Origin of the sequence: Rosenbergiella nectarea (assembly GCF_900111105.1) — a bacterium.
Lineage (GTDB): Bacteria > Pseudomonadota > Gammaproteobacteria > Enterobacterales > Enterobacteriaceae > Rosenbergiella > Rosenbergiella nectarea.
Genome location: NZ_FOGC01000001.1, coordinates 79,116 through 91,127 on the forward strand (window position 1 = coordinate 79,116; position 12,012 = coordinate 91,127).

Here is a 12,012-nt window from a genome sequence, read left to right on the forward strand (position 1 = left end):
GAAAATTTAGCGCGGTATTTTTACCAGTAAGTTATCATTCTGTTAAGTTATAGTTTAGCAAATGAGAGCGATATTGGCGATGTCTAATTCAATATGATTAAATTTTATTCATAATTCACGGAGTCACTATCCTGCAGACCGATTCAAGATGAAAGACTGGAACCGTTTCCTTTTAACCTTGTTGTGAAAGTTGTTGAGATGGATACCTCTTAAAGGCGTGAATCTTTATAATAGGACGATTAGAAAGTGAAGATCTCCTGTTAGGGTGAACGGTGACAATGAAATCAAAACGCACAACAAGGCTCGGATCGATAAAGAAAGGCCTCTCAAAGATTCTTTTAGCCTGCATAGGCCTCTGGTTTCTCGCTGTCTTATTGTGGACTTTTCTTCCAGTCCCTTATTCTGCGGTAATGGTTGAGCGGCAAATCGGTGCCTGGGCGTCAGGTAACTTCTCATACCGTGCACATTCTGATTGGGTCGCTATGGACGAGATCTCTCCGTGGATGCCTCTCGCCGTGATTGCGTCGGAGGATCAACGTTTTCCTGAGCATTGGGGAATCGATTTTGGCGCTGTGAGCACGGCCCTCACGCAGCAAGGAGAGACTCATTTACGCGGGGCTTCGACGTTGTCACAGCAAACAGCCAAAAATATGTTCTTATGGGATGGGCGCAGTTGGGTACGTAAGGCAATTGAAGCGGTAATGACGCTTGGTATTGAAGCGATTTGGCGTAAAAAACGCATCCTGACTGTCTATCTTAACGTGGCGGAGTTTGGGCCAGGGATCTTCGGGGTGGAAGCCGCTTCGCAAGCCTATTTCCATAAGCCTGCTAAGCAACTAACTGAAGGGCAGGCAGCATTACTTGCAGCGGTATTACCTTCACCACTACGCTACAAAGCGCAGGCTCCTTCGCGCTATATCCAAATGAGACAGCAATGGATAATGCGTCAAATGCGCCAACTGGGCGGGCAGCCTTTTTTAACACAGCATCACCTCTACTAACCCATTACTCTTCGTCAAACCTTGAGGCGAAAAGTTCGACAACGGCCTGTAAGGCTTCAACTTCTTGCAGGCCGCTTGCTTCCACCTCAATCTTGCCACCTTGGGCTGAGTCTAACATCAGTAAGGCAATAACGCTGTTCGCTTCAGCCTCGGTTCCCGCCTCATTTCTGAGTAGAACTTCAGCATCGAAGCTCTGAACTAATTCAAACAGCTTCATTGCAGGGCGTGCATGCATTCCCAACTTATTTTGGATAGAAACAGTTTGTTTAACGGTCATGATTCTTCTTTTCCAAGGTACGATGTCGACGTTGAACATTCTTACCGCGAGAAGCAAAGTAATCTGCTAATTGCTCAGCAATATAGACGGAACGATGCTTTCCTCCGGTACAGCCGATTGCCACGGTAAGGTAGCTACGATTATTACGTTCCAGCATCGGCAACCATAATTCAAGATAGCTGCGCGTTTGATAGATGAACTGGTGAACATCGGTATGACGTTCCAAAAACTGACAGACCGGGCGATCCCTCCCGGTCATCGGGCGGAGCTTTGCATCCCAGTGTGGATTGGGTAGAAACCTTACATCAAACACATAGTCTGCATCGACGGGTAAACCATACTTGAATCCAAAGGATTCGAAGACAATGGTAAGCTCTCGCTCTGGCTTACCCGAGAGCCGAGTACGTAACATCTCCGCCAGTTCATGCACGGACATTTCCGAGGTGTCGATCACCAGATCGGCGCGGGAACGCAAGGGTTCGAGTAGTTCAGACTCGTGTTGGATAGCATCTTCTAGCGAAAGATTTCTTGCGCTCAATGGATGTAGTCGGCGGGTGTCACTATAGCGACGGATTAACGTGTTGGTATTGGCATCAAAGAATAGAAGTTGAGGGGAGAATTCGACATCAAGCCGGTCCAATATGGCTTCAAAAAGCTGCGGGGACTCGGGCATATTTCTGATGTCGATACTTACCGCCGCTGATATCTCTCTCTTGGCTAAGGTAGCCGCAAGTTCCGGTAATAGCTCAACGGGGAGGTTATCGACACAATAGAACCCCATATCCTCTAGCGCGCGCAGCGCGACCGATTTACCGGAGCCGGAACGACCGCTGACGATCATCAGTGCCATGACTTTATTTTCTCCTGCGAACCTTACGAGTCAGTCTGGGTTAAGGGTTATCACTCTTCATCATCTTCATCGCCCATCAAAATTTGATAGAGCATCTCGTCGCTGTCGGCTTGGCGAAGTTGTCGGCAGACGGCTTTATTCGCTAAGCGTTTAGCGATTAACGATAGGGTATGACGATGTATTTTGCATTGCCCAGCAGGCACCAATAACGCAAAAAGCAGATCGACGGGTTGGTTATCTACAGCATCAAAAGCAATAGGGTGTTCGAGCTTAATAAAAACGCCGACTGAGCGTAACGTATCTTGCTCAAGCTTACCGTGAGGAATGGCTATCCCGCCGCCAATACCAGTGCTCCCCATCTTTTCACGATTGAGAATCGTTTCAAATATAAGTTGATGAGGCAGATTAAGCTGGCCCGCCGCAATTTCGCTAATTATCTCTAACGCTCGTTTTTTACTTTGGCAGTTAACATTACTGCGTGTGCAATCAAGCGTGAGCACATTACCTAATTCTAAAGGGAGGTCGCTATTCATAGTATTCACTTGCTGACGGTTTGAGGTTGAGTCAGACACATACACCGTGGTTAAGGACGATCATTGATTGGCCTGCATGGTAACAGAACACTTTATGCAGGCAAATAATTTACATAGCTGAAATCACTATGCGCTTTTTATTAACGTTGCGCAATATGCTTAGACGAGCCGTTTTCGCTGATTAGAGGGAGGGATGGCCAGGGACTCACGGTACTTGGCAACAGTCCGACGGGCGACAATAATTCCTTGCTCAGACAGTAAGGTGGTCAATCGACTATCGCTCAGTGGCTTAGCGGGATTTTCGGCGGCAATAAAGCGTTTAACGAGCGCTCGAATGGCTGTCGAGGATGCCTCGCCACCATTGTCCGTGTTGACGTGGCTTGAGAAGAAATATTTAAGCTCGAAGATGCCTCGCGGACTGTGTAAAAACTTCTGTGTCGTGACCCGCGAGATCGTTGATTCATGCATCTCTATCACGTCGGCAATATCCGCCAGGACCATCGGACGCATATGCTCTTCTCCTAGCTCGAAGAAAGCCTGTTGCTGTTCGACAATACACCGAGAAACTTTAAGCAGGGTCTCATTACGACTTTCCACGCTTTTGATTAACCAACGGGCTTCTTGCAAGTGGCTACGAATAAATTGATTATCACTTTCGTTGGTCGAACCGCCGCTCATCGCAGCGTAATGCTGATTAATGCCCAAGCGGGGTAGACTATCTGAGTTGAGCTCAACTCCCCATTTTTTGCCGATTTTTTTGACCAACACATCAGGGATAACATAGTCTGAATCGCCCGTGTTGACCGACTGACCAGGTCGAGGATCCAATGTTTGAATCAGCTGTATAGCGGCTTTTAACACATCCTCTTTTAACCGAGTGACCCGCATCAACCCTCTAAAGTCGTGGTTAGCGAGGAGGTCGAGATGTTGTTGAATGATACTCCGCGCCTCAGGCAGGTATGGGGTATCCACCGCGAATTGCGAGAGCTGTATCAGCAGAGTCTCTTGTAGATCCCGAGCGGCAACACCAATAGGGTCAAAGTGTTGGATACGTTTCAATACCGCCTCGACCTCCTCGATATCGCAATCGTCGATACCCACGCTTTCTAAGATATCGTCAAGCGGGACAGTGAGATATCCAGTGGGGTCAATTGCATCAATAATAGAGGTGGCGATCGCACGGTCCGTTTCCGAAAAGGGCGTTAGATCCGCTTGCCATGTTAGGTAATCTTGCAGAGATTGCGTCGTTTCTCCCTGATAAACAGGCAGTTCATCTTGATGATAATCGCTGCCAGTACCGGACGGCGTGCCTGCGGTATAGATAGAGTCCCATTCGGTATCAAGAGGAAGCTCAGACGGCATATCATGCTGTTCTAGAGCTTCACGCGTATCAAGCGAGGCACTTTCTGTATCTTCCACCGCATCAATTTCAGAGAGAGAGTCGGTTTGTTCCAGTAATGGATTACTCTCTAAGGCGAGTTGCAGTTCTTGCTGCAGTTCAAGAGTAGAAAGTTGCAGCAAGCGAATCGCCTGCTGCAACTGTGGAGTCATTGCCAGCTGCTGGCTGAGTCTGAATTGCAGACTTTGTTTCATCATCATAGACCCAATTGCCAGAAAGTAAAAAAACAGCCTGAGACTACAGTCGGAATTCCTCTCCTAAATACACCCGTTTCACTTGCTCATCCTCGAGGATCTCTTCTGGAGTCCCGTGAGCAATCAGTTGTCCTTGGCTTACTATATAGGCACGTTCACACACCGCGAGGGTTTCTCGCACATTATGGTCTGTGATCAACACACCTAGGCCACTGTCGCGTAAATGTTCGATAATCTTTTTTATATCAATCACCGAGATCGGGTCAACACCTGCAAAGGGTTCATCCAATAAAATAAATTTAGGATTAGCCGCTAAAGCACGTGCGATTTCTACACGGCGGCGCTCGCCACCGGACAACGATTGGCCTAAACTTTTTCTTAAGTGTTCAATATGAAACTCTTTCAGAAGTTCGTCGGCCCGCGCTTTACGCTGTTCGTTGTTCAGATCGTCGCGGATCTGTAACACCGCCATTAAGTTATCGTAGACGCTTAACCGTCTGAAGATAGAGGCTTCTTGAGGAAGGTAACCTATACCGCGACGTGCACGCGCATGTAAGGGTAGCAAGCTAATATCTTCATCATCAATAATGATTCGCCCGGCGTCACGTTGAACGATGCCGACAACCATGTAAAAGGTGGTGGTTTTTCCTGCACCGTTGGGCCCTAATAAGCCGACTATCTCACCGGATTTAACGTCTAGGCTGACATCGCCCACCACTTGTCTGCCTTTATAAGACTTCGCTAAGTTTTTTGCCGTTAACGTTGCCATAGGACTTATTGACCTCTGGTTTTAGGGGGGGAGGATTTTTTGTCATCCTGTAGCTGAGACGGCATCAATACCGTTGTAACACGCTTTGACTGACCTTGGCTGTAAGCTTGCATTTTCTGTGCTTTAACCAGATAAGTGATGCGGTCACCGTTGATATTACTATCAAGTTGTTGGACGTGGGCTTTACCGGTCAGTTCGATGGAATCTGCGGCTAAGTTATAGTGAAGTTTGCTGGCGCTGCCTTTCACGGGTTTACCATTGTCTTGCATTTGGTAAAAGGTCGCTGGATTACCGTAAGCATCGACTAAGGTTTTTTTACTATCCCCCCCAGGGCGGGTGACGACGACTTTGTCCGCTTGGATTTTAATCGTCCCTTGCGTAATAATGACATTACCAGTGAAGGTGGCAATATTACCGTCCATATCCAAAGATTGGTTGATCGAATTAACACGGACAGGCTGATCTGAGTCGCCTGTAACGGCTAATGCAGGGAGACTTAGCGCAAGTAATCCGCTTGCTAGCAGCAGATGTAAAGAAGATTTATTTTTGAATTTCATAAGAAGTATTTACCTTTTCAAGTAGATCGGCTGTTTTCGCGCGTAAGTTACCGCGTAATTTCATTCCGTTAGACTCAAATCCAATGCCTTGAAGCTTCACTTTATCACTAGAGGTGACATCTTGTGTTACTAAATTAACTTCTGCGGAATCAGTAGTGAGACGTTGTAAGCGCGAGTCTGAAAGTTGAGATTGCACGACGACATGCCCATAAAGGTAGAGCATTCTGTCTTGCGTGAGTTTTGCCTTATCGGCAGTTAATACCCAAGTTGCACGTTTTGAATCGTCATAAGTCGTTAATACGGGTTGAATAAACCAAGTCAATTGTTGCTGATTATAATATTCGACTTGTTCTGACACTAGCCGATAGGCCAACGACCCTTGCGGGTTATAGACAGCCGTTTTCGATGTCTCGCTGGTATAGGTAGGAGATTGAGCGTTAGAGGCTGGCGATGCGTTTTTATTATCCGATGAGGTAATGTTCCAGCCGATCAGCACCAGCGCGACCACCGCGAGAAGACCCGTTATCCATTTACGCGCGTTATTCATATTGATAACCCTTCGGCTTGTTCAAATTTTTTTTGTGCCATAAGGATAATATCACAAAGTTCTCTGACTGCGCCTCGTCCGCCCGCAATACCTGTTGTGTAATGTGCACGTTGTTGAATAAGCGGGTGAGCATCGGCGACTGCGACACTTAATCCAACCTGCTTCATGACTGGCCAATCGATCAAGTCATCGCCAATGTAGGCGACTTGGTGCGGAGCACATCGGAGATTGTCGAGTAACTGCTGATAGGCAATGACTTTATTAGATTGCCCTTGGTACAAATGCTGGATACCGAGGGTAGTGCAACGATCTTCAAGTAGTTTTGCTTTTCGCCCGGTAATAATCGCGACCTCAATCTCACTCGTTAACAAGCAGCGGATCCCATAGCCGTCCCTAACATTAAAGGCTTTGAGTTCTTCACCAGAATTCCCTTGATAGACGTTACCATCGGACATTACGCCGTCCACATCACAGATAAGGAGTGTTATCTCCGCTGCGCGTTCCATCACTTCGTGTGGAATGGGGCCATAACATGAGTCGAAGTGGCTTTCTACATTCATTAAATAATCTGTCCTGTTTATACGACGCCAGCACGTAGCATATCGTGCAAGTGTACAACACCTATCAACTTCCCCTGCTCTTCAACCAGGAGAGAGGTAATATTTTTTTGTTGCATAATATTCAGCGCATCCACAGCCAAGATTTGCGGAGGTACGCGAATACCTCCATGCGTCATAACTTGAGCGATAGGGGTCGATTGTAGGTCGATATTCATATCGATCACCCTGCGTAAATCGCCGTCCGTAAAAATTCCCGCAATTTGGCCTTCAGCCTGGACAATGACGGTCATCCCCATTTTTTTCCGTGTGATCTCAAAAAGCGCATCACGTAACGAGGCATGCTCCGTTACGGTAGGGACTTCGCCGCCCGAGTGCATTATATCACTAACATGAAGCAGTAGTTTTCGACCTAGGGCTCCGCCAGGATGCGACAACGCGAAATCTTCTTGCGTGAATCCTTTCGCTTCTAATAGGGCGACTGCCAGGGCGTCGCCCATTACTAGGGTCGCCGTCGTACTGCTGGTTGGTGCTAAGCCGAGTGGGCAAGCTTCAAACGGAACCTTAATACAAAGATGGACTTGTGCAGCCCGCGCCATGGTACTTTCAGGTCTTCCTGTCATACAGAGTAATGGGATCGCTAATCGCTTAATCACAGGGATTAGAGAAAGGATTTCTTGGGACTCTCCACTGTTCGAGATCGCTAAGACGATATCGTTCGGGCTGATCATCCCTAAATCGCCATGACTGGCTTCTCCAGGATGAACAAAAAAAGCAGGCGTGCCGGTACTGGCTAGCGTCGCAGCAATTTTACGGCCAATATGACCCGATTTTCCCATTCCCATCACAACAACTTTTCCTGAGCAATGGAACATCATTTCACAGGCGATGGCGAACTCTTGATTAATAAATTCTTCTAATTGCTCTAAGCACTCTCGTTCAATACGCAGCACTTTCTTGCCCGCATCAATAAAATTGATGTTTTTTGGTTCAGGCTGAAAACCCATAGTATTATCCTTAAGATGTCATCGTTGGCCTGAATGGACAGCACAGCCAAATTGCCCAGATTAAAAATCCAGTTAGCAATAGTAACCCTATACTACGCCCATTAACCTTATTTTGTTTCAGACAAAGTAAAGTTAATAGTGAACTGGCGACAAATACTAGCCAAAAATCGTGATTGACTGTTTTTTCGGAAATTTTGCCCGGATCAATGAGTGCCGGTAATCCTAGCGCGATAGCAAGATTATAAATATGTGCGCCAACTAAATTCCCTATCGCTAGATGTTGTTGTCCACGGGTTATACCCGCGATAACAGTCGCCAATTCGGGCAGGCTGGTGCCGACGGATAAAAACAGGAGACCGACAACACGTTGACTTAATCCAAAAAAATCGGCTACGACCAAAGTATTATCAAGGATCATACGGGTAGCAATCGGTAATAGAATGAGTGCCACACCCAACCATAATAGTGCGACGGCAAAAGAGATTTGCTGATCGGGTAAGACTGATAACTGTTCTTGAGTGAGCTGATCAGGTGCGTCGCTCGAGGTACGTTTAATCAGACGCAGCATACCGTAAAGGTACACTAGCGCGACAAACAGCAGCGCAAAACCATCCCAAAGGGTTAATTGCTGATTTACCAGTACCAATCCAGCAAGGAGGGTTACCAATAACATTAACGGCAATTCATGACGTAACAGCGCCGAGTGTAAGGAGATCGGGCGCAGGACGAGCGCAATACCTAGAATGAATAACACATTGGTAATGTTCGAACCCAACGCGAGCCCGACAGCGAGTTCCCGTAATCCTTGCTGGGAGGCTGAGAAAGAGAGAATAATCTCCGGAAGCGAGGTTCCTAACCCGACAATGACACCGCCAATGATCAGTGGAGAAATTCCCAGCATACGACTCAATACCGCTGCGCTAAAGACCAGCCGATCACTGCCATAGGCGAGCAAAAATAAGCCAACAATAAACAGCATGGCTGAGATTAACATCAATATTCCTTGGTAAGCGCAAACAAACGAGAGGGTTATGGGGCGATTAGCCGCTTAATTTTAAGAATTTTGAAGGTACTTTGTCTAAAAGTAAATTTTAAGCCGTAATTAATTAAAAAAAATTTTCTCCTTTCGGTAGAATTCGTTTACCTAGGTAAATTTACGCTAGTCTTAATCACCACTATCCATGAAATGAGGTCGTTATGGTGCAGTCGCAAACTCCCATTGTGGATATTCGTAATATGTCGTTTAAGAGGGAAAACCGGACTATTTTCGACAATATTTCGTTAACGGTTCCTAAAGGGAAAGTTACCGCGATTATGGGGCCATCCGGTATTGGTAAAACCACCTTATTACGTTTAATTGGTGGGCAGTTAACCCCTGATTCTGGAGAAATATTGTTTCAAAACCAGAATATCCCAACATTATCGAGAAGTAAGCTTTATCAAGCTCGAAAAAAAATGAGTATGCTCTTCCAATCGGGGGCACTCTTTACCGACTTAACCGTTTACGACAACGTGGCATGGCCGTTACGGGAACATACGCAATTACCTCCCGCCCTATTGCATACCACAGTCATGATGAAACTCGAGGCAGTCGGCTTACGCGGAGCAGAAAAGTTGATGCCCGCAGAGTTATCTGGCGGTATGGCTCGGCGTGTCGCGCTCGCGCGGGCCATTGCCTTAGAGCCTGATTTGATCATGTTCGATGAACCGTTCGTTGGACAGGACCCCATTACGATGAGCGTGTTAGTGAAGTTGATTGATGAGCTCAATCAAGCCTTGGGGGTGACCTGTATCGTGGTTTCGCACGATGTGCCTGAGGTGTTAAGTATTGCCGACTATGCTTATATTGTGGCGGGGGCACGGATTGTTGCCCAAGGAAAGCCAGCTGATTTACGCGCGAACGATAATCCGCAAGTACGGCAGTTTATTAATGGAGAAGCTGATGGGCCGGTACCTTTCCGCTATCCTGCCGGAGATTATCTGACAGATTTAGTTGGGACGAGGAGTGTCTAAACCATGGTGTTAACTGTATTTGCGAAGCTTGGCCGCTGGGGAATTACACGCTGCCAAGCGCTGGGACGCGCCGGATTGATGCTGTTCCACGCCCTCATCGGTAAACCTGAACCCTTACAACAAGGGCGTTTACTCCTGCAACAGCTCTATAGTCTAGGGGTTTTATCATTACTGATAATTCTAGTTTCCGGTATTTTTATTGGTATGGTGCTTGGCCTTCAAGGTTACATGGTATTAAAAACCTATGGTGCCGAAACCAGTTTAGGGATGGTGGTAGCCCTTTCTCTACTCCGAGAATTAGGGCCGGTGGTCACTGCACTACTCTTTGCTGGCCGTGCGGGGTCTGCGTTAACCGCTGAAGTTGGCTTAATGAGAGCGACCGAGCAACTATCCAGTATGGAAATGATGGCGGTGGACCCACTGCGCAGAGTCGTGGCGCCACGTTTTTGGGCGGGTGTCATTAGTATGCCGCTTCTCTCCATCATATTTACTGCCGTAGGCATACTTGGAGGAGCGCTGGTGGGGGTTCTCTGGAAAGGAATCGATGCAGGGTTCTTCTGGGGAGCGATGCAGAGTAGTGTCGATTTTCAGACTGATCTCGTTAACTGTGTGATCAAAAGTATCGTCTTCTCGATCACGGTGACCTGGATAGCTCTGTTCAATGGTTTCGATGCGACACCGACGTCTGAAGGGATTAGCCGTGCCACAACACGAACGGTCGTCCATGCTTCATTAGCGATCCTTGGATTAGATTTTGTGCTTACTGCACTGATGTTTGGGAATTAAGGTTATGCAAAATAAAAAAAGTGAAATCTGGGTAGGGTTATTTCTATTGTTGGCGATACTTGCAGGATTATTTCTCTGCTTACGCGTTGCAAATATCACCGCTTGGCGCAGTGCTCCAACATGGTCATTGAGCGCTGAATTTGACAATATAGGTGGATTGAAAGCAGGGTCACCGGTCAAAATTGGCGGGGTTGTGATTGGCCGGGTTACCCATATTTCTCTTGCCAATGCCACCTTGACCCCAACCGTTTCCCTAGCGATTGACGATCAATACCTGAACAAGATCCCAGACAGCAGTAGTTTGGCTATTCGCACCCAAGGTTTATTAGGGGAGCAATATCTCGCGCTAAACTTAGGTTTTAGCGATCCTGAATTGGGAACCAGCATGTTACAGAATGGCGGGAAAATTACCGATACCAAATCGGCGATGGTGCTTGAAGATCTGATTGGTCAATTCTTGTATAAGAGTAACGATAGCAAATCTTCTGACAACGATGCGTCAGACAATGCTGCTCCCCAACCGACTCCTGTCGCTCACTAAGAGGAAATAAGATGTCTAAATCACTACTTCTCGCAGGCGTACTGGCTGTAATGCCGATGACAATAGGCGCAGCGTATGCGGCGGCGCCCACTGAAGGGCAAGTGGATCAAACTAATCCTTATACCTTGATGAATCAGGCTGCGGAAAAAACTTTTAACCGTTTAAAAAATGAACAGCCTAAAATTAAGCAAAATCCAAACTATCTGCGCGATGTTGTGCGCCAAGAGTTACTGCCTTACGTACAAATAAAATACGCTGGGGCATTGGTACTCGGTCGCTACTACAGTCAAGCGACGCCGGCACAAAAAGAAGCCTACTTTAACGCTTTCGGGGATTACCTCGCGCAAGCTTATGGTCAAGCGTTAGCGCTTTATCATGGGCAAACTTATCAAGTTGCACCGGCACAACCGGTGGGTGACGCAAAAATGCTAGCAATCCGTGTCTCCATTATCGATCCTGATGGGCGGCCGCCAGTTCGCTTAGATTTTCAATGGCGTAAGAATACACAAAGCGGAAAATGGCAAGCTTACGATATGGTTGCGGAAGGGATTAGTATGATCACTACTAAGCAAAACGAGTGGGCAGATCTACTGCGTACTAAGGGGATTGATGGGCTGACTGCGCAATTAAAAGTCTATGCCAACCAACCGATTACCTTAGGCCAGGGCGCTAAATGAGCCAGACACTCCATTGGCAATGTGAGGAGAGTATACTCTCCTTACAGGGCGAATTAGTGCACGACTCGTTGGCAGGCCTATGGCAGCAGCGGCATCAGGTATTAACAGGCATCCGCGCTATCGACCTTTCACAGCTTTCACGCGTCGATTCTGCGGGCCTCGCCTTATTGGTGCATTTTTCATCGTCTGTTGACGCGAAAGACCCACTGTTATTGCAAGGTGTGCAGCCCGCACTACGTTCACTGATTGCACTTTATAATCTACAAGGTGTTTTGCCTTATGAGGTCAGTGGGTAAACAATTAA

General features: G+C 47.1%; 16 protein-coding genes. 6 read left to right on the forward strand and 10 right to left on the reverse strand.

The window, feature by feature from the left end:
* Nucleotides 1-278 precede the first annotated feature (278 nt).
* Complete coding sequence (gene mtgA / locus BMX14_RS00380; protein ID WP_092671131.1) at nucleotides 279-1,001, forward strand: monofunctional biosynthetic peptidoglycan transglycosylase; 723 nt, start codon at nucleotides 279-281, stop codon at nucleotides 999-1,001.
* A 4-nt stretch (nucleotides 1,002-1,005) separates the two neighbouring features.
* Here the strand turns inward: mtgA and npr are convergent, their stop codons facing one another.
* The 10 genes from npr to BMX14_RS00430 form a co-directional block, all read right to left on the reverse strand.
* Nucleotides 1,006-1,278 carry a PTS phosphocarrier protein NPr gene (npr, locus tag BMX14_RS00385; RefSeq protein ID WP_092671134.1) on the reverse strand — a complete coding sequence of 91 codons (273 nt, stop codon included), beginning with the start codon at nucleotides 1,276-1,278 and terminating at the stop codon, nucleotides 1,006-1,008.
* The gene (gene rapZ, locus BMX14_RS00390) at nucleotides 1,268-2,128 is read right to left on the reverse strand and encodes an RNase adapter RapZ (RefSeq protein ID WP_092671136.1); all 861 of its coding nucleotides are present in this window, start codon (nucleotides 2,126-2,128) and stop codon (nucleotides 1,268-1,270) included. Before rapZ ends, npr begins: the two co-directional genes overlap by 11 nt.
* Nucleotides 2,129-2,178: 50 nt before the next feature.
* Complete coding sequence (gene ptsN, locus BMX14_RS00395; RefSeq protein WP_092671139.1) at nucleotides 2,179-2,661, reverse strand: PTS IIA-like nitrogen regulatory protein PtsN; 483 nt, start codon at nucleotides 2,659-2,661, stop codon at nucleotides 2,179-2,181.
* A gap of 159 nt (nucleotides 2,662-2,820) precedes the next feature.
* On the reverse strand, nucleotides 2,821-4,254 hold the full coding sequence (gene rpoN / locus BMX14_RS00400; protein ID WP_092672415.1) for an RNA polymerase factor sigma-54: 1,434 nt from the start codon (nucleotides 4,252-4,254) through the stop codon (nucleotides 2,821-2,823).
* Nucleotides 4,255-4,297: 43 nt separating this feature from the next.
* Nucleotides 4,298-5,023, reverse strand: coding sequence for an LPS export ABC transporter ATP-binding protein (gene lptB / locus BMX14_RS00405; protein WP_092671142.1), 726 nt, complete (start codon nucleotides 5,021-5,023; stop codon nucleotides 4,298-4,300).
* A 5-nt stretch (nucleotides 5,024-5,028) separates the two neighbouring features.
* Nucleotides 5,029-5,580 carry a lipopolysaccharide ABC transporter substrate-binding protein LptA gene (gene lptA, locus BMX14_RS00410; RefSeq protein WP_092671145.1) on the reverse strand — a complete coding sequence of 184 codons (552 nt, stop codon included), beginning with the start codon at nucleotides 5,578-5,580 and terminating at the stop codon, nucleotides 5,029-5,031.
* Nucleotides 5,564-6,127 carry an LPS export ABC transporter periplasmic protein LptC gene (lptC, locus tag BMX14_RS00415; protein ID WP_092671148.1) on the reverse strand — a complete coding sequence of 188 codons (564 nt, stop codon included), beginning with the start codon at nucleotides 6,125-6,127 and terminating at the stop codon, nucleotides 5,564-5,566. Before lptC ends, lptA begins: the two co-directional genes overlap by 17 nt.
* Nucleotides 6,124-6,687, reverse strand: a complete 564-nt coding sequence (gene kdsC / locus BMX14_RS00420; protein WP_092671151.1) for a 3-deoxy-manno-octulosonate-8-phosphatase KdsC — start codon at nucleotides 6,685-6,687, stop codon at nucleotides 6,124-6,126. Before kdsC ends, lptC begins: the two co-directional genes overlap by 4 nt.
* A gap of 17 nt (nucleotides 6,688-6,704) precedes the next feature.
* On the reverse strand, nucleotides 6,705-7,691 hold the full coding sequence (gene kdsD, locus BMX14_RS00425) for an arabinose-5-phosphate isomerase KdsD (protein WP_092671154.1): 987 nt from the start codon (nucleotides 7,689-7,691) through the stop codon (nucleotides 6,705-6,707).
* A gap of 10 nt (nucleotides 7,692-7,701) precedes the next feature.
* Nucleotides 7,702-8,685 carry a calcium/sodium antiporter gene (locus tag BMX14_RS00430; RefSeq protein WP_092671157.1) on the reverse strand — a complete coding sequence of 328 codons (984 nt, stop codon included), beginning with the start codon at nucleotides 8,683-8,685 and terminating at the stop codon, nucleotides 7,702-7,704.
* A gap of 203 nt (nucleotides 8,686-8,888) precedes the next feature.
* Between BMX14_RS00430 and mlaF the strand changes: the two genes are divergently transcribed.
* Genes mlaF through mlaB form a run of 5 tightly spaced genes read left to right on the forward strand, consistent with a single transcriptional unit; the run spans nucleotide 8,889 to nucleotide 12,004 of the window.
* Entirely contained in the window at nucleotides 8,889-9,704 is an 816-nt protein-coding gene (gene mlaF, locus BMX14_RS00435) for a phospholipid ABC transporter ATP-binding protein MlaF (RefSeq protein ID WP_092671160.1), read from the forward strand.
* 3 nt (nucleotides 9,705-9,707) lie between these two features.
* Nucleotides 9,708-10,490, forward strand: a complete 783-nt coding sequence (gene mlaE / locus BMX14_RS00440) for a lipid asymmetry maintenance ABC transporter permease subunit MlaE (RefSeq protein ID WP_092671163.1) — start codon at nucleotides 9,708-9,710, stop codon at nucleotides 10,488-10,490.
* 4 nt (nucleotides 10,491-10,494) lie between these two features.
* Nucleotides 10,495-11,031, forward strand: coding sequence for an outer membrane lipid asymmetry maintenance protein MlaD (gene mlaD / locus BMX14_RS00445; protein ID WP_092671166.1), 537 nt, complete (start codon nucleotides 10,495-10,497; stop codon nucleotides 11,029-11,031).
* Between the two features lie 11 nt (nucleotides 11,032-11,042).
* Nucleotides 11,043-11,708 (forward strand): phospholipid-binding protein MlaC, encoded by a 666-nt coding sequence (gene mlaC, locus BMX14_RS00450; protein WP_092671169.1) that lies wholly within the window; start codon nucleotides 11,043-11,045, stop codon nucleotides 11,706-11,708.
* Nucleotides 11,705-12,004, forward strand: coding sequence for a lipid asymmetry maintenance protein MlaB (gene mlaB / locus BMX14_RS00455; RefSeq protein WP_092671172.1), 300 nt, complete (start codon nucleotides 11,705-11,707; stop codon nucleotides 12,002-12,004). Before mlaC ends, mlaB begins: the two co-directional genes overlap by 4 nt.
* Nucleotides 12,005-12,012: the final 8 nt, after the last annotated feature.